Annotated in this window: 12 protein-coding genes and 2 pseudogenes; 5 read left to right on the top strand and 9 right to left on the bottom strand. The window is 67.9% G+C overall.

Annotation, left to right across the window (positions count from 1 at the left end; genetic code table 11):
- Positions 1-218: 218 nt before the first annotated feature.
- A pseudogene (gene istB, locus ACIGXX_RS03270) lies at positions 219-926 on the bottom strand (IS21-like element helper ATPase IstB); the annotation flags it as partial.
- On the opposite strand from istB, the gene ACIGXX_RS03265 reads away from it, so the two are divergent.
- Positions 865-1,806 (top strand): helix-hairpin-helix domain-containing protein, encoded by a 942-nt coding sequence (locus ACIGXX_RS03265; protein ID WP_399972820.1) that lies wholly within the window; start codon positions 865-867, stop codon positions 1,804-1,806. The pseudogene istB and the gene ACIGXX_RS03265 sit on opposite strands and share 62 nt — an antisense overlap.
- On the opposite strand, the gene ACIGXX_RS03260 is transcribed toward ACIGXX_RS03265, so the two are convergent.
- The 3 genes from ACIGXX_RS03260 to ACIGXX_RS03250 form a co-directional block, all read right to left on the bottom strand.
- Positions 1,739-2,590 (bottom strand): helix-turn-helix domain-containing protein, encoded by an 852-nt coding sequence (locus ACIGXX_RS03260; protein ID WP_383817122.1) that lies wholly within the window; start codon positions 2,588-2,590, stop codon positions 1,739-1,741. The genes ACIGXX_RS03265 and ACIGXX_RS03260 overlap by 68 nt on opposite strands.
- A gap of 449 nt (positions 2,591-3,039) precedes the next feature.
- Positions 3,040-3,453: a hypothetical protein gene (locus ACIGXX_RS03255; RefSeq protein ID WP_399972219.1), complete on the bottom strand. Its 414-nt coding sequence runs from the start codon at positions 3,451-3,453 to the stop codon at positions 3,040-3,042.
- Between the two features lie 658 nt (positions 3,454-4,111).
- Positions 4,112-4,957: a phosphatidylinositol-specific phospholipase C domain-containing protein gene (locus ACIGXX_RS03250; RefSeq protein ID WP_399972216.1), complete on the bottom strand. Its 846-nt coding sequence runs from the start codon at positions 4,955-4,957 to the stop codon at positions 4,112-4,114.
- Between the two features lie 704 nt (positions 4,958-5,661).
- Here ACIGXX_RS03250 and ACIGXX_RS03245 point away from each other — a divergent pair.
- Both ACIGXX_RS03245 and ACIGXX_RS03240 read left to right on the top strand, forming a co-directional pair.
- Entirely contained in the window at positions 5,662-7,293 is a 1,632-nt protein-coding gene (locus tag ACIGXX_RS03245) for a M4 family metallopeptidase (protein WP_383817114.1), read from the top strand.
- 111 nt (positions 7,294-7,404) lie between these two features.
- Positions 7,405-8,063 (top strand): annotated as a pseudogene (locus ACIGXX_RS03240) (transposase).
- 541 nt (positions 8,064-8,604) lie between these two features.
- On the opposite strand, the gene ACIGXX_RS03235 reads toward ACIGXX_RS03240, so the two are convergent.
- On the bottom strand, positions 8,605-8,820 hold the full coding sequence (locus tag ACIGXX_RS03235; RefSeq protein ID WP_351156470.1) for a hypothetical protein: 216 nt from the start codon (positions 8,818-8,820) through the stop codon (positions 8,605-8,607).
- Here ACIGXX_RS03235 and ACIGXX_RS03230 point away from each other — a divergent pair.
- On the top strand, positions 8,803-9,459 hold the full coding sequence (locus ACIGXX_RS03230) for a LysR family transcriptional regulator substrate-binding protein (RefSeq protein WP_366464346.1): 657 nt from the start codon (positions 8,803-8,805) through the stop codon (positions 9,457-9,459). The genes ACIGXX_RS03235 and ACIGXX_RS03230 overlap by 18 nt on opposite strands.
- A gap of 416 nt (positions 9,460-9,875) precedes the next feature.
- On the opposite strand, the gene ACIGXX_RS03225 is transcribed toward ACIGXX_RS03230, so the two are convergent.
- From ACIGXX_RS03225 to ACIGXX_RS03210, 4 genes are all read right to left on the bottom strand, one after another.
- The gene (locus tag ACIGXX_RS03225; RefSeq protein ID WP_399972212.1) at positions 9,876-11,450 is read right to left on the bottom strand and encodes a hypothetical protein; all 1,575 of its coding nucleotides are present in this window, start codon (positions 11,448-11,450) and stop codon (positions 9,876-9,878) included.
- 84 nt (positions 11,451-11,534) lie between these two features.
- Positions 11,535-12,902 (bottom strand): cytochrome P450, encoded by a 1,368-nt coding sequence (locus tag ACIGXX_RS03220; protein WP_399972209.1) that lies wholly within the window; start codon positions 12,900-12,902, stop codon positions 11,535-11,537.
- A 218-nt stretch (positions 12,903-13,120) separates the two neighbouring features.
- Positions 13,121-14,050 (bottom strand): endo-beta-N-acetylglucosaminidase H, encoded by a 930-nt coding sequence (locus tag ACIGXX_RS03215; RefSeq protein ID WP_351156482.1) that lies wholly within the window; start codon positions 14,048-14,050, stop codon positions 13,121-13,123.
- A 243-nt stretch (positions 14,051-14,293) separates the two neighbouring features.
- Positions 14,294-14,713: an MmcQ/YjbR family DNA-binding protein gene (locus tag ACIGXX_RS03210; RefSeq protein ID WP_361465163.1), complete on the bottom strand. Its 420-nt coding sequence runs from the start codon at positions 14,711-14,713 to the stop codon at positions 14,294-14,296.
- 318 nt (positions 14,714-15,031) lie between these two features.
- On the opposite strand from ACIGXX_RS03210, the gene ACIGXX_RS03205 reads away from it, so the two are divergent.
- Entirely contained in the window at positions 15,032-16,405 is a 1,374-nt protein-coding gene (locus tag ACIGXX_RS03205) for a rhodanese-like domain-containing protein (RefSeq protein WP_399972204.1), read from the top strand.
- The last annotated feature ends 31 nt before the right edge of the window (positions 16,406-16,436 follow it).

Raw genomic sequence — 16,436 nt, 5'->3', positions numbered from 1 at the left:
TAATGGTCGCGCATCCAGTCTTTGAGTAATGCCCCAGGGAACGTCATCATTCTCCGAACGCTGTCCGACGCCTTCAACGTGGGAATGTATGGCGCCTCCAGTACGAACAGTTGGCCTACGTTGCTCATTGCCGCATCGTTATTGCTCTCAGTACGCCGACTCTCCCGGCGGTGCCGCAGACGAGTCGACGGCACGGCCACCGCGCACGTGGGCCGGCGACGGTTCTTGAACCGGTGGCTGTTGCCGTTGATCGAGACGACTTCGCAGTGGTGCAGGAGGCGGTCGAGGATCGCGGTGGCCAGGACCTCTTCGCCGAATAATTGGCCCCGTGCACCGAAGGTCTTGTTCGAGGTCAGGATGATCGAGCCCCTCTCGTAACACTTGGAGATGACCTGGAAGACCAGGTTCGCCTCGGCCCGCTCCAGCGGCCGGTAGCCCACCTCGTCGACCACGAGGACGCTGGGCCGGAGGTAGCTGGTGAGCTTGCTGATCAGCCGGCCCTGGTCCTCGGCGGCTTTGAGGCGGCGGACCATGTCGTCGAGGCTGGTGCAGTAGCTCGAGTAGCCGGCCCGGCAGGACTCGACTGCCAGGGCGGCGATGTACGTCTTGCCAACCCCGGGTGGCCCGAGCAGAGCGACGTTGGCTTTGTCCTCGACGAAGGAGAGGGTGGCCAGGTCTTTGACCTCGCGTGGGTCGAGGTCGGGCTGGAAGGCGAAGTCGTAGTCCTCCAGCGTCTTGTGGTGCGGCAGCTTCGACAGCCGCAGGCCGTTACGGAAGCGGCGGTCGTCGCGGACAGCAAGTTCCTCGGCCCGCACCAGGTCGAACAGGTCGAAGTAGCCCGTCTTGGCCTCGTCCGCCCGCTGGATGTACTGGTTCAGGGCTTCGGCCAGGTGCGGCAGGCCGAGCTTGGCGGCGGTGGTGCGGATGCGGGTGCCATCAGCTCACTCAACGGGCTTTCTTCGTGGAGGAGTTGGCAGTGAAGGGGGGAAGTATCGATGCTGCGGCCCAATCCATGGGCCGTGTCAACTCCCTGGTTGTGTAAAGACGTTGGTTTGCGGCCCGGCCTTCCTCATCGGTCCGGGCTCGCGCTTCCTGGATGGCCCGTTCGAACTCGGCGGGCGGTCTTGCTCTTCCTGCAGACTGAGGAGATCTCCACGTCGATCGCCGTGCATCTGCAAGAAGTACAGCGATGGCTCAATCTCGATGGTGAGGAACCAGCCCTGCCGGCCGGCCGTCGACGTCTGGGGCATCGGCTTCCTCACCACCGCCAAGATCGCCCATTTCCGTCGGCATCCGGCATCCCGCATCCCGCACGACAGCCCGGAGCCCGTCAAAGTGGGCCAGCGGTACGCGCTGTCCCAGCCCACCGACCAGGGCAACTGCTACCTCCCCGCGGGAGTGTCTGATCGCCGAGCGTCAAAGCTGCTCCAGGTCAACACCGGTCCGGTCATCGATGCCGAGCCGACCAGGAACGCTGGACGGATTCCGAGCCGCCTGCCGTGGTCATTTCGGCGGGGCATATCGCTGAAGAGCGTGAGCGGCCACCTCCTCAAGACCATCCGCGCCGCTGGTGTCCAGGGCGGGGCGGATCAAAGTCCACCCACCCCTGGCAGCACACGCACTACATCAACGCCTCCACCGCCCGCCTCTCTGCCCGGGGGCCTCGTCCGGCACGTGTCTGCCACCTTCCCCACCACCGTGTTCGCTGGGGCCATGGTCCGTCATCACGTGTCGGCGCTCAAGGAGAGGGCGGACACTGCCCTCGCTGCCGGTACTCCGAGGGCGAGCAGCCCATGTGCTTCCTGAACACCCGCGCGAAATTCTCCGGATTCGGGAAACCACAGAGCCTGCCGACCTGGGATATGGGGTCGCTGCCCGCCGTGAGCAAATGGCGGGCAGCGTCGATGCGTAACCCGGTCAAGTACCGCATGGGCGTCTTTCCCGTGGTGGAGGAGAATCGGCGCAGGAAGTGGTACCGGCTGAGACGTACTTCTCTGGCTAACTGGTCGAGTGTGATGTTCTCGGACAGGTGCATCTCCATGTAGGCCCGCAGGGTGAGCAGTTGTTCCGGGCTGAGACCTCCCGTGCCCGGTGATGCGGGATGGAAAGGATGGAGCAGGTGTTCGGCCAGGTAGTGGGCTGCACTCAGGGCATAGCGCTCTCCTGCACCTGTCTTTCGGGCGTGAAGCAGAGTTTGCGCCATGGATGCGACATGTGGATCGAAGGCGCGCAGCGTCTGCAATTCCGAAACATCATGGACAGGGGCGGCGGCGTGTGTGTCCAGTGCCCGCTGAAGGAATTCTACGGAAAGCTGGATATAGACGACTTCGAATGGGAGATATCTGGGCGGTGTCCTGCTGAGCCGGATCAGGTTGTTGGGTGCGACCCGGCAGACCTCTCCAGGCGTGAGCGTGGTACCTCGCCAACCGTGATTGTCCCGACGTTCAATTTGACACACACCTCGTATTGGCGTGACGATGCCGAACCACTGATCCGACAATTGGTATGTCAAGGTGCCGCTGTCGTGTCCAGCGGCTTGCTCTTCCACAACGAGTTTCTGACTGGATTGGTCTCGCCACGTAATGGTCACGTAATTTTCCCTTGCGTGGGTCGAAGGAACGAGGAGTGACAGGCGCCAGGTTCGTCACACTCTGAACCGGGCTGAAAAAATTACCCTCTGTGTCACGCAACGGTCGGCGACACGTTAGTTCTCACCCCGCACCGCCAGCCGGTGCGGACGTTCCTCGCCCGCCATCACCTTCGCCGACGACATAAACACCGAACCGAACCTCGAAGAGTTACTCGCCGTCAAATACGAACGCGGCACCGTCCTTCCCCGCGACATACTCCAACGCATCCGCCGGAACGGCCGTCTCGGACCCATCGACCGACTCAAAATCGAAATCCCCACACCGAACGATGATCGCCCTTCGTCCTAAGACGGCAAGGGCGGGCCGAAGGGCTCCGACAAGGACCGGGAGTTGGTGTGTGCGTGAGGTGAAAGGTCAGCTGGTACGGCTGGTCAGTCGGAGAAGTGCGTCAGCGGGAGAAGGGGACGGCGTCGGCGGGGTCGGCGTGCCAGTTGGTGGCGATGGGCTGGTCGACGAGGACGGTGTTGGAGAGGTCGAGGGAGATGCTCTCGCTGAGAGCGTGCTCGGCGGGCGACACGACAGTGTCGGGGGAAGAGCCGAAGGACGCGGAGGGCAAGACGCCCTCCAGGGTGCAGGAGATACCGGGCTTGGCCTTGGCGGTGAGGAAGAGGTAGCCGCCCGCCTGCGTCTCCTCGGTGACCGTGAAGGTCAGGTCGTCGGTTACGCAGGCCGGTGCGGCGGTGCCGCGGCTGTCGGCCGTGGCAGCGGCCGTCGCGGCGCCGGTGAGGGCCAGCGCGGCGACCGCGGCGAGGGCGAGGCGGGCGGAACGGGCGACAAGGCGCCAACGCATCTGGATCTCCATGGTGCTGAAGGGTGCGGAAGTGGTTCGTCCAGCGGGTTTCTGAGATGACCGCAGCTTGTTTCGGTGATCGTCCCGCCCGCCACAGATGACGACCACTACGGGACGCCGGAACGCCGAAACATTCCCTGACCAGCACAGACGTCGTGGGCGTGGAACGGGACGCCGGGACGTTGGGACGCCCACCGATCCGAGGATGACCACGAGACGAAGGGCATGAGCCGTGGCCGTAGGGCGCAGACAAGCGGGTGGACCTCACTTCGGTGCCGAACGCGAGAACTGCCGCTCCCCTACTGCCTGAGGACGCCACAACGTGAACGCAGAAGTCCTGGTCGCCTCTGCCACGGCGGCGGCCATGAAACCGACTAGCCCTACCGCTCCGGCCATCGAGCCCCGGCCGTTGCTCTCGTACTTCCCGTTGGTGGCCGGTTGCAGGATGACAAGCCCGAACACCGCCAAGCCGATCAGCGTCCCCACGCCGAGCACGGCCCCGGCCCCCGCCCGGCCACCTCCTCCGCCGGCTTCGAATCGTCACGGCGCGGTGGACACTTCCGCGTAGCTCGCAGGGAGGAGCGGCTGCCGGCGTACTCGGCCGTCGGCGTACTCGTACGGGGCGCAGCCCAGGGGGACGGTGGATGCGGACGTATCCATCAGTAACAGGTCATGGGACGAAGGGCTGTACATCGCCTTGTTGACGTTCTTTTTGACGAAGTCCCACTTCGCGTTGGGGTCCGCCGCGTTCCAGGTGTCTTCCGTGTTGGAGTTGAGATCCTTGATGCCCTATCCGCCGGCTTCCGCATTGTCGAAGCTGGCCGGGACCAGCTTGCCGCGGACGTCCCCCAGCCTGGGAATGCCCGCCTTGCCGTCCCCCTTCACCGAATCGGCATGGAAGAGGCCGGGGTACTCCTTCACGTAAGGTGTCGAAGGTCGACCGGATCTGTTCCTGGGTCACGTTGTCCGGCTCGTTCTTACCGTCGGCCGGGCTGCCCTTTTCGTCCTTGTAAAGGCACTCGGCCCTCAGTCGCATGACGATCGTCTCGTGCGGGTTGGCTTTGAGGAAGCCCCGCGTCTTCTTGAGGACTTCGTCGAAGTTGGCCTTCTGGTAGTACGACGCGTGGTGAACCGTGAACTTGCCACCGATGGAGCGAACCCGGATGCCGATGGCACGGATCCCGCGGTCGAACTGCGCCTTCAGCGTCTGCCCGCTGTCGTCGTAGTTCTCCTGCGTCTCCACGTAGTTACCACCGTGGACGGACAGCGTGTCGTGAGTCCCCGGGATGGGCACGTCCGACAGCATGGTGTTGCTCGCGACGCCCCACATCCACTCGTTCCGGTCCGGTGCGCCGAGGTTGTGGTAGGCCTCATCATTGGTCGACCCGGCCGCCCCAGCGGCGGTCGGGGTCAGCAGCGCCGCGCCGAGCGCGACACAGACCGTCATCAGATGTGCCAGCGGGCGGGACCGTATGCGCGATCCGGCGCGGGCGGCGCGAGGAGTGGGGCCGGGCATGGGACTCCTGTCCAGAGCGGGGCGTTACGCGGCTCAGCGTGAGATCCGCCGCTCACGTTTCGCTCACGTTTCGCTCACGTTTCGAGCACACGACCCACACCGAACTGACGCCCCGCTACCCCGTTCCCCGCGTTCAGACAGGCCGGCACGACCAGCACCCGCCAATGTCCGCTGCCGCTCGGCGGCAGCGCCAGCTTCACGAGCACATTGCCGATGTGCTTACTGGCAGATGGCCGACGCCGCTCGCACCCCGCCAGAGTAAGAAGGGCTCCGACGAAGCAAGCCAGGCCACGCCTGCTCGGAGGTCGCCAACGGTGCCGGGAAGCTGAAGGTCCAGGACGGGGCCGTGCAGGACACGGGCTGCACCAACGGCTCGAAGGTCACCTTCCCGTTAGCCCATCGCACACAGAGCCTCCGCCCTCACCGAGCCACGCCGCCGCCCCGGGTCAACAACTCCAAGGCGCGGCAAGCGCGTTGTCGCTGCCGCCCGCGTGCACGGCTTGTTCGCATTACGTATGTCGACCACCGCCCAACGGACGATATCCGGCCAACATCCAGCCGAAATGCTGACATGTACCTGGCTCGAATGGCACGCTTCCCCGCAACACGCTGCATGTACAGCCACACGCTGCACGCCCGCATCGCGTCTTTTTCTGCTCCGGGCGGCCCTCCATGCCTCCCGGGCCCCCACAGATGGAGCCTGCGTGACCTCTCATATATCCCGTAAGCGTTCGACACTCACGATCGGCACCGCCGTCGCCGCCGGAGCGCTGCTCACCGCCGGACTGACCACCGGCGCCTCCGCCGAGCCTGCCAAGGACACCGAGCCGTCCGGCTCCCCCGTCGCCCTCTCGGCGTCGGCCCGCGCGGACCTCCTCCAGGACGCGAGCGCCGACAGATCGGTGACCGCCGAGCGGATCGGTCTCGGTGCCAAGGAGAAGCTCGTCGTCCGCGACGTCGTCAAGGACGCCGACGGCACCACCCACACCCGCTACGAGCGCACCTTTGACGGTCTGCCCGTCCTTGGCGGCGACCTCGTCGTGCACACCGCGAAGAGCGGCGAGTTGAAGGGCGTCACCAAGGCGACCGAAGCGACCGTCAAGGTCGCCTCCACGGACGCGAAGCTGGCCAAGTCCTCCGTCGCCAAGTCCGCCGAGTCGACCGCCGCGAAGGCGAAGACCGCGCAGGCCGACGCGCAGTCACCGCGCAAGGTGGTCTGGGCCGCCTCCGGCAAGCCCGTCCTCGCGTACGAGACCGTCGTCACCGGCATGCAGAAGGACGGCACGCCCAGCAGGCTCCACGTCATCACGGACGCCGCGACCGGCAAGAAGCTGTACCAGTACCAGGCCATCGAGAACGGCACCGGCAACAGCCAGTACAGCGGCAAGGTCACGGTCGGCTCCAAGAAGGGCACGAGCGGCTACGAGCTGACCGACAAGGCCCGCGGCGGCCACCGCACCTTCGACCTGAAGCACGCGGAGAGCGGCGCCGGCAAGCTGTTCAAGGACGCCAACGACGTCTGGGGCAACGGCAAACCCTCGAGCGCGCAGACCGCCGGTGTCGACGCCGCCTACGGCGCCCAGCTCACCTGGGACTACTACAAGTCGGTCCACGGCCGCAAAGGCATCAACGGCGACGGAAAGGGCGCGTCGTCGCGGGTCCACTTCGGCAACGGCTACGTGAACGCCTTCTGGGACGACAGCTGCTTCTGCATGACGTACGGCGACGGCGAGGGCAACAAGAAGCCTCTCACGTCGATCGACGTCGCGGCCCACGAGATGACGCACGGCGTCACCTCGGCGACCGGCAACATGGAGTACAACGGCGAGTCCGGTGGCCTCAACGAGGCCACCTCGGACATCTTCGCCGCCGCCGTGGAGTTCAAGGCCAAGAACCCCAAGGACGTCGGTGACTACCTCATCGGCGAGAAGATCGACATCAACGGCGACGGCACCCCGCTGCGTTACATGGACAAGCCGAGCAAGGACGGCGGCTCCCTGGACAAGTGGAGCGCCAACGCCGGGAACGTCGACGTCCACTACTCCTCGGGCATCGCCAACCACTTCTTCTACCTGCTGTCCGAGGGCAGCGGCAAGAAGCGGATCAACGGCGTCAAGTACAACTCGCCGACCGCCGACGGCTCCAAGGTCCTTGGCATCGGACGCGGCAAGGCCGAGAAGATCTGGTACAAGGCCCTGACGACGTACTTCACGTCGACCACCAACTACAAGGCGGCCCGTAAGGGAACGTTGCGCGCCGCGAAGGACCTGTACGGCGCGAACTCCACCGAGTACAAGCGCGTGGCCGCCGCCTGGACCGGCGTCAACGTCAAGTAACCCCCGGTCAGTCACGCAAGGGGCGGCGTCCGGAACGGATGCCGCCCCTCCACGTCGTCAGGGGACAGCTCGCCGAGATGGGATGAACAGTGGTCGCTCATCGAGCCGTTGATGCCCGAATCGGGACCGAAGCTGGCCCAGGGCTGGCCTAGGGCGCCCGACCGGCAGGTTCTGTGCGCCATCTTGTTCGTGCCACACTCCGGTATCCAGTGGGAGTACCTGCCCCAGGAATTGGGCTTCGGCTCGGGCATGACCTGCTGGCGGCGTCTGGCCGCCTGGAACGAAGCCGACGTCTGGGACCAACTCCACGTCGTCCTGCTGGATAAGCTGCGCTCGAAGAGCAAGCTCGACTGGTCGCGGGCCGACGGCCAAGGCAAGGCATCCCGCTCGCGGTCACGCTGACCGGCGACAACCGCAGCGATGTCACCCAACTCATGCCCCTGCTCGACAAGATCTTGGCCGTCGCGGGCCGAGTCGGCAGACCGCGCCGGCGCCCTGACGCGCTGCTGGCCGACCGCGGCTACGACCACGACATGTACCAGCACCTGCTCCGGCAGCGCGGGATCCGCCCGGTGACCGCGAAATGCGGCGAGCCACACAGCAGCGGCCTGGGCATGTTCCGGTACGCCGTCGAGCGCACCATCGCCTGGCTGCTGCACGGCTTTCGCCGCCTGCGCATCCGCTGGGAACGGCGCGACGACAACCATGAGGCCCTCCTCGGCCTCGCGGACTGTCTGATCACTCACCGTCACGACCAACGGCTTTGTTAGCGAACGGCTAACACAATGAGGTAAATCCACCCTGCCGGCCTTTGCCGACATGCGAGTTGAGCGTTCGGCCCGGTGCGGCGAGCTCGCCGTGGATGGTGTCGGATGATCTGCGGGAGTAGCCTCAGACGCCCTAATCGTCCCTTGCACCAGGTCGTACGGCATGACGGGCGCCTCGACACCACAGACTGCACTCCAAGATCCGGACCAGGCCCGGGCCAACTTGGCTCGGTAGCAGACGATTCCACACTTTTCGGCAGGTCAGAGCCTCTATTGGGCATGTACCACCAGCAGACGAAGAACCTTCTTGTTTCCTACAGCCCGAAGAAGCATGGGTTCTTCTGAAACTCGCGTCGGGTCGCCTGGAGACAACGTTGCGCTCCAGACGACCAGGCAGCGGAGCGTGTCCGGCAACTGGCGGTCAGCCCTCGGGACGGAGACGACTGCTCGCCGCGGGTGACGGACCGTGAGCAGAGCCGTGACGCCCATCCGTCAGGCGGTCGGCGTTCGTGTTCGTGTTCGTGCGTGTGGTCGGGCGGTCGGCTCAGACGGCCAGCGGCAGGCCCGCGGCGTGGAACAGCCGGTCACGGGAGGCCGTTGCCTCGTCGAAGACGGAGTCCCCGGCTTTCAGCACACCGTTCTCCTTGAGGACGTCACCGGCCACCACCACCAGGTCGACGTTCCCGGCGTGGCCGCCCGCGACGATCGTGGCGGCGGCGTTCGTGGCGGGCAGCGTGTTGGCGTGGTCGAGGCGGATCATGATCTGCGTGGCAGCCTCACCGTGGGCGTGCTCGGCGGGCTGACCGTGGTCGACGTGCCCGCGCTGGCGGGCGACTTCCACCGGCGCCATCCGGAGGTCAGGTTGCGTACCGAGACCTCCCAGCGGGGAACCTCCGGTCTGATCGAGAAGATCAAGGAAGGCCACGTCGACGTGGCCTTCGTGGGAGCCGACATCAAGGACGACCACCTCAGAGTGAGGCCCGTCAAGAGGTACCCCCTCCAGTTGCTGGTTCCCGCCGGTCACCCACTGGCACTTCGAAAGAGCGTGCGCCTGAAGGACGTTGCCGGGGAACCCTTCGTCGACATGCCCATGGGATTCGGGCAACGCCAGATCGTGGACGACGCGTTCACCAAGGCGGAGCTGTCCCGACGTGTCCTGATCGAGGTGTCGGACATCACCACGATCGCCGAGTACGTGGCGCACGGGCTGGGAGTGGCGCTGCTGCCCCCGGACTTCGCAGAGGCGGCCGGGGACGCCGTGCGTCCCGTCCCCCTCGCGGACGCGCCGCTGTCCTGGACGCTCAGCGTGGTCGCCTCGGCAACGCATCCGCCGACGCGGGCGCTGCACGCCTTTCTCGACCTCATCCCGCACCACATCCGGCGCGACCGCGTGTTCTAGGCAGGCATACGCGACCACACAGCCCCCTGAGCAGGGCTCGGTTCCCAGCAGGGAGTGCCTACCGCGCATTAGGGGTGGTGGGGAATGGGTACGGCGTGGGAGCGGCTCCGGCGGCAGCGTCGCCGGGCAGGTCCAGAAGGTTGCGGCCGAGGGCTTCGGTGTTGGCCCGGTGCAGAGCCAGCATCGCGGGATCGGGGCGCGGGTCTGCGTAGTCGGGTCCGCCGGAGCTCACGGTCAGTTCGCACCCGGTGGCCAGTGCTCCGGCTTCGAAGCAACGCGCGGTGGGGCACCATGAGTTGCTGCTGGCCGAATACACCGCGGCCCGGACGGCGAGCAAAGACCGCCGTGACAGCCGCCTGCGCAGAAGGCGTTACGCATGCCCAGCCGCCACCGCGGTTGAGTGCGGGGAGCGTGCGCTAGTCCGCCCGCGTCCTGATCAGCCGTCCCTCCACCGTGCCGATCACCAGGTCTCCGTCCGGGCCGGCGCTCAGGCTCATCGGGGTGTAGACGTGCCCGCCGAGGGTGAGCGTCCTTCGTCGTACGACCGTGCCGTCCGCTGCTCGCAGCGTGAGCAGCTCGCAGGAGCCCGCTCGAGTCACGGCGGCGTGGACGAGGCCGCCGTGGACGTCGACCCCGGTGACCCGCGCGTCAAAGCGGTGCGCCCAGGCCACGGCGCCGCCCGGGTAGGCGCGGCGTACGAGGTGGGTGCCGTCGCGTGCCGTGCAGGTGTGGACGAGTCCAGGCCCGGCCTCGTCGTCGACGTAGACGGCGGGACCGCCGCGCAGGTGAGGGCCGAGGGAGTCGTTCCAGGCGAACGGGAACAGCCGCTCGATCCCGTCGGGGTCTGCCCGCACGACCCACCTCTCCAGCACCTCCGGCCTTATGTCCCCGGCACCGACGCCGTAGAGGAAGAGCAGGTGGGGCGAGCCTCGCACCGGAAAGTCGAAGGAACTGTCGCTCTCCCCCAACGCCAGGGTGGCCAGCTGTCGCCCGGAAGGCGTGAGCACGACGCTCTCGTTCGGCGGCCAGCGCGGACCGGGGAACAGCTCCCGGGAGTCCCTGGCCACCCAGGCGCCATCCGTGCGCGCGGCGATGGCGACCGGGAAGTCGAGGCGGAGTTCGGCGAGCCGGGCGCCGTCGGCGAGGGCGAACCGGCACAGCAGGGTGCGCCGGTCGCTGCTGTCGCCCTCCAGGAGTGTGATCCAGACGCTCTCCTCGTCCGGGGTGACGTACAGCCGACAGCCGTTGCGCTGCCGCTGCGTGTCGGGCACCGGCACGGTCCACTGCAGGGTGCCCTCCGGCGACCAGCACTCCAGCAGGACCCCGCTCTGCGCCGCGGCCAGTATCCGGCCGTCCCGCAGGACCTCCACGACGGCCGCCCCGGGCCGCCGGTTCCAGGCGCGGCCCCTCTCGGCGGCGAGAGCGGCGAGGTATCGCTGGGGTTGGTCGATGTCCGGTCCCTTGATGCGGCTCCAGTCGACCTCCACCGGCACCTGCGGCCAGGAGACCAGAGCCGCGAGCACGTCAGCGGCGACGGCGTGCCAGTCGTCGCGCTCGGCGACGGAGCGCGTGTACGTCACTCGGCCCAGGTCTTCGTAGTCGACGACCGGCCGGGCGAACGTCACCTCCAGGCGGCGCGCGTCCCGCCAGCACAGGGCGCTGACACCGGCCCCGGCAACAGCCACGGCGGTACGGCGCCGGGTCTTCGGCTCGTACAGGTGCAGCCCGCCCCGGAGCTCGAACTCGTCACCGTCCTCCGTGCCCACGGCAAGTACGGGCAAGGTGGGATGGAAGACGAGCCCTTCGATGCCCTGCTCCAGCACGATCTCGTCCCACAGGGCGAGATCGCTCGTCCGGTAGACGGCGATCCGGCCAAGGCCGGCCCGGCCGCTCGCGTGACAACTGACGGCGATCCACCGGCCGTCCGCGCTCACATCGGTCGTGAAAGGGTGGCCGATCTCGGGGAACGGATCGTCGGGTATCAGACGCATCGCAGGAGCGTATCGCTCGATGATCTCTGGTGAACGGCCCCGTCTCCGATCTCGACACTGACGAGCGGCTCTTGATCCGGCGCCCTAGAGGCCCCGTGGCCGCACCGTCATCCGGATTCCGTCCCGCGCCCACAGCACGAACCGTTCCACCGGCGTCACTTCGTGCCCCGGCGCCGGCCGAAAGCGCAGGCGCTTGAGGAGGACGGCCAGGACGAGCTGGGCCTCGATCGTCGCCAGAGCGGCGCCCTCGCAGCTGCGTGGCCCGATCCCGAAGGGGACGTACGCGAGCCGCGGCCGTTTGGCCACTTCCTGCGGCGTGAAGCGCTCGGGGTCGAACCGTTCCGGCTCGGGCCAGTGCTCGGGGTTCAGGTGCACCGCCCAGAACGGATAGAACACCGTCGTCCCTGCCGGGATCTCGTACGGGCCAAGGACCAGGTCCTCGGTCGTCTCGCGCGCGCCGTACGGACCGGGCGGGAACAGCCTCATCGACTCCTTGAGCACCATGTCCAGATACGTGAGCCGCCGCAGATCGCCGTAGTCGGGCGTGGCGCGCTCGCCCAGCACCTGGTCCAGTTCGGCGGCGACGCGGTCGGCCGCCTCGGGGTGGCGGCCCAGCAGGTGCAGCGTCCACGACACGGCGACGCCGGTGGTGTGGTGGGCGGCGAGCAGCGTCACCATCACGGTGTCCCTGATCCGCGCCGGGCTCTGACCGGCCTCGACGAGTGCCCCGATCAGGTCGCTGCGGTCGGCGCGGGCGGTGCCTTCGGTGCCGTCGGTGCCTTCGGTGCCGTCGGTGCCTTCGGTGCCGTCGCCCGAGCGGTGTGCCGCCACCATGCGGTCGACCGTCGCGCGCAGGTACGCGAGGGCCTCCTCGGCCCGCTCCGCCGCGCGCGGGTCGTCCCGGGGCACCTGGTAGAGCCGTCCGAGGTGCTCGGTGAGCACTTCCTCGAACGCGGCGACGACACGGTCCGTGTCGGTTTCCGCGCCGCCGAGCGCGAACCCGCAGATCATGCGGAGCGACAGCGCGGTCAATTCCTTCTGCAGCTCGACGGGTTCGCCGTCGGCCTGCCCGGCCCAACGTTCCGCGAGCTCCTGCGCCAGCTCGGTGAAGCGCGCGAAGTGCCGCTCGTGCGCCGGCCGTCCGGCGAGCACGGAGAGCAGGACGCGGCGCCAGGGCGTGTGCTCGTCGGCGGACAGCACTTGCAGGTTGTCCGCCTCGCACAGCGGGTCCAGGAAAGCGAACAGTTCCTCGGGCCGCTTGTCGATGTGCGCCGTGGCCTCCAGAAGCACGGGATCGGCGACCGACACGGCCGTGTCCGCGCCCGGCAGTTGAAAGCGCACGACGGGGCCGTGCGCCTCGTGCAGGCGTAACTGGTAGTGGTGCAGCCCGCCCGCGGCCGCGACGGCACTCAGCCCGCCGTCCTCCTGATGCTCGGGTCCGGGGATACGCATGACGGTTCCTCCTGTTCCCAAATCCCGTCTCATGTCCTGCCCTTGCACCAGACAGTCTCCCCCGTCCCCGCATCCCGCTTCCCGCCCCCGACAGGCCCCATCGCCCGCCCGCGCCGCGCCCCCGACATCGTTGTCAAGGGCGCGGCTTGCACGGATCGCGAACCTACGGGATGCGGCAGACCCCGAGGAGGTACCGCGCACTGGGGCGTGCCGTCGCCCTACGGCGTGTAGACGGCGTCACTGCCGTACAACTCCCTGGTGAACGCGGAGACATCGGCGCTGCGGTCGGCTCCGTCGAGGTTGTACGTCAGATAGACGCCGTATCCCTCACTGACGGTGCGGCGGGCGAGGCCGGCGACCGTGCTCTGCGAGGTCCGGCCGATCTCGACGGCCGCCGGCGACAGCTTCGATTTGGGCAGTGCGATGCCGGGGACCTGCCAGGTGCCGTAGTACGGGTTCCAGGCGTAGTCGAACTTCGACGAGACGTCGACGCCGCCGTAGGAGAGGCGCGACGCGGCCGGGCCGATGTTGTAGAGGCTGATGATCTTGTCCGGCATGTTCGCGCGCAGCGCCGTCACCAGGTGCACGAACGAGCTGGCGTTGGGCTGGCCGGTGCCGTTGTTGCCGTACTCGGCGTACTCGTCGTCGAAGTCGATCCCGTCGAGGCCGTACTTGGTCACGGTGTCCGACATCTGCTTCGCGAACGCCGAAGCCGCCTTCTGGGACGGGAAGTTCGCGAAGCCCGCGCCCTGGTGGTTGCCGAGCACCGAGAGGACGACCTTGATGCCCTTCTGCTGCAACGGCCGTATCTCCGTGGCGGCGTTGTCGAGGACGCGCTGCACGTTCTCGTTGAAGTGCAGATACGCCGCCTTCTTGCTCGTGTCGTAGTTGATGTTCGCCGCGAAGATCACGGCGACGTCGAAGGCGTTGCCGCCGCCGTTGGCGAGGGTGTACTTGCCGACGTTCAGCATGCTGTTGTTGTTCACCTCGACGTAGGCCACCGAGGTCGGTCCCTGTTTCGTGGGAGCGGGCCCGGGGGCTGGTGCCGCTGCCGCGCCGGTCGTGGCGGTCGTGCCGAAGGTGAGGGCCGCGACGGCCGAGAGCGCGAGCGCGGCCGCCCGCGCTCTGCTCCGTACCAGAGTGAACATCGTTGATCGGTCTCCCATCGCATGGGTCGGCGCCCGACCTGTTCGAAAGCGCCGAGTGAGCCCTCCGAGTTTTCCTCTCCGATGACCGAATCCCAAGAATCGCGCACAAACTCTTCACGACTCCCACGCACCTCGCGCCTCAGCCCGCTTCCAGGGCAAGGGAGTTGGATCGTGCGCGCGCACGGCCTTGGTGGAGGTCCACACGCAGGGCGTGGTGCGGCGGGAGGCGAGGCCCACCGCCGGTCAGCTGATCGGCGGCAGGAGGGGCACCCGGGCGGCGAGGAACTTCGGGGCCATCTCGCGGTAGCTGTCGGTGATCAGTTCGGCGAGCTCGGTCCAGTCGGTGTGGTCACCGAGAATCGCGGCGACGACGTTATGGCCCCAGTCGGCACGGAGGAACGGGAAACCACCGGCGGTCAGGCCGAGCAGGTCGTCGACGGGTACCCGAAAAGTCATCACCACCGGTTCCTGATCTGCGGATACGTACGAGGCGTAGACCGGGTAGCGATCCACGTCCGGCGCGTAGACATGGGCGAACGTCCGCGTACGGATGCGCCAGCGCACGCCGATCCAGGCCGGTTCCTCGTACGACTCGGGCAGCTGCCGACAGATCGACCGCACCCGGTTCAGGATCTCCGGCGGCACGTCTCCAGGACTGGACATGGACCGACCCTATCGACCGCCGGCGCGTTCCGCGCCGAACGCGGTTGGGCAGGGAGGCCCGCGGGGCAGGGCGGATTCGCCGTACCTGACGGGCCGTTGGGCCCTTCGCGGAACCAGTGCGGGGTGAACAGCGCCCGTTGCGCACGGTTCATGGCCGGAGTTCCGCCGACGCCACTGGTGCGCCAGGTGCGGAAAGGAGCGCGTGATCCGCCTGTGTGCGGCCGTCACACACCCGCCCGAAAATACCCCCCTAGGTATCTCTGTTACGGTGGATGGCGATACCCCGGGGGGTAATTTCGGAGTGAGGGAGAGTGCGCCGTGTTCTTTGCCGACGTCTTGGAGACCGAAGGTCTGGGCAACCGCAGCTATCTGGCGGGCGGGGCCCGGGCGGCGGCGGTCGTGGATCCGCCGCGGGACATCGACCGGGTGATCGCGGCGGCGGCCCGGCGCGGAGTCAGGATCGTGGCCGTCGCGGAGACGCACGTGCACAACGACTACGTCACCGGTGGTCTGGAGCTGGCCCGGCTGACCGGCGCCCGCTACCTGGTGCCCGCCGGGGCGTCGGTGGCCTACGCCCGCCTCCCGGTGGCCGACGGCGATACCGAGGAGGTCGACGAGGGCCTGGTGCTGCGGGCCGTGGCCACTCCCGGGCACACCCCGCACCACACCTCCTATGTGCTGGAGGAGGCCGGGCGTGCGGTGGCCGCGTTCACCGGCGGCTCGCTGCTGATCGGCAGCGTGGGCCGTCCCGATCTGGTGGAGCCGCGGCTCACCGAGCACCTGGCCCGCGCCCAGCACGCCTCCGCGCACCGGCTCGCCGCCCAGCTGGCCGACGACGTGGCGGTGATGCCGACACACGGGTTCGGCAGCTTCTGCTCCTCCACCCAGGCCAACGGCGACCACAGCACCATCGGCACGGAGAAGACATCCAACCCGGCGCTCCTCCAGGACGCGGAGGCGTTCGTCAAGGAGCTGCTGACCGGCCTGGACGACGTCCCGGCCTACTACACCCACATGGGCCCGGCCAATGCCGCAGGCCCCGCTCCTATAGACCTGACCGCACCTGAGCGGGCTGACGCCAGAGGGATCGCCCGCCGTCTGGCGGCCGGGGAGTGGGTCATCGACCTGCGCAATCGTGTGGCGTTCTCGGAAGGCCATGTCGCGGGCTCGCTCAACTTCGAGGTCGAGGGCCAGCTGGCCACTTACCTGGCGTGGCTGATCCCGTGGGGCAAGCCGGTCACCCTGCTCGCCAAGAGTGCCGAGGACATCACCCGCGCCCAGCGGGAGCTTGCCCGGGTGGGAATCGACCGCCCGGCCGCCGCGGCCGTCGGCTCCCCGGCCGACTGGACTACCGGCGGGGCGCCGCTCGCCTCGTTCCCTCGGGCGACATTCGCCGACCTGACCGCCGCCCGTGAGCGGGGCGAGAACCCCGTGGTGCTGGACGTACGCCGGGACGCGGAGCGGGCCGACGGCTGGATCGAGGGCAGCGTGCACATCCCGATCCACCAGGTCCACCAGAGGCTGGACGAGGTGCCCGCCGGGACCGTGTGGGTGCACTGCGCGGGCGGCATGCGCGCGGCGATCGCCGCCTCCGTCCTGGACTCCGCCGGACGTGACGTCGTCGCCGTCGACGACGGCTACGCCGCTGCCGCCGACGCCGGCCTCAGTCTCGTCTCCCCCGCCCAACACTGACCGCACCACCTGACCCTGCCGGCCCCTCACG

Origin of the sequence: Streptomyces sp. NPDC055243 (assembly GCF_044544025.1) — a bacterium.
Classification (GTDB): Bacteria; Actinomycetota; Actinomycetes; order Streptomycetales; family Streptomycetaceae; genus Streptomyces.
This window is presented reverse-complemented; position numbering and strand designations above follow the sequence as displayed.

Bases quoted from the DNA above. Each gene is read 5' to 3' on its own strand.
- ACIGXX_RS03210 (WP_361465163.1), bottom strand. From the start codon at position 14,713: ATGTCCAGTCCTGGAGACGTGCCGCCGGAGATCCTGAACCGGGTGCGG.
- ACIGXX_RS03225 (WP_399972212.1), bottom strand. From the start codon at position 11,450: ATGCGTCTGATACCCGACGATCCGTTCCCCGAGATCGGCCACCCTTTC.
- ACIGXX_RS03215 (WP_351156482.1), bottom strand. From the start codon at position 14,050: ATGTTCACTCTGGTACGGAGCAGAGCGCGGGCGGCCGCGCTCGCGCTC.
- ACIGXX_RS03235 (WP_351156470.1), bottom strand. From the start codon at position 8,820: ATGATCCGCCTCGACCACGCCAACACGCTGCCCGCCACGAACGCCGCC.
- ACIGXX_RS03265 (WP_399972820.1), top strand. From the start codon at position 865: ATGTACTGGTTCAGGGCTTCGGCCAGGTGCGGCAGGCCGAGCTTGGCG.
- ACIGXX_RS03220 (WP_399972209.1), bottom strand. From the start codon at position 12,902: ATGCGTATCCCCGGACCCGAGCATCAGGAGGACGGCGGGCTGAGTGCC.
- ACIGXX_RS03250 (WP_399972216.1), bottom strand. From the start codon at position 4,957: ATGCCCGGCCCCACTCCTCGCGCCGCCCGCGCCGGATCGCGCATACGG.
- ACIGXX_RS03255 (WP_399972219.1), bottom strand. From the start codon at position 3,453: ATGGAGATCCAGATGCGTTGGCGCCTTGTCGCCCGTTCCGCCCGCCTC.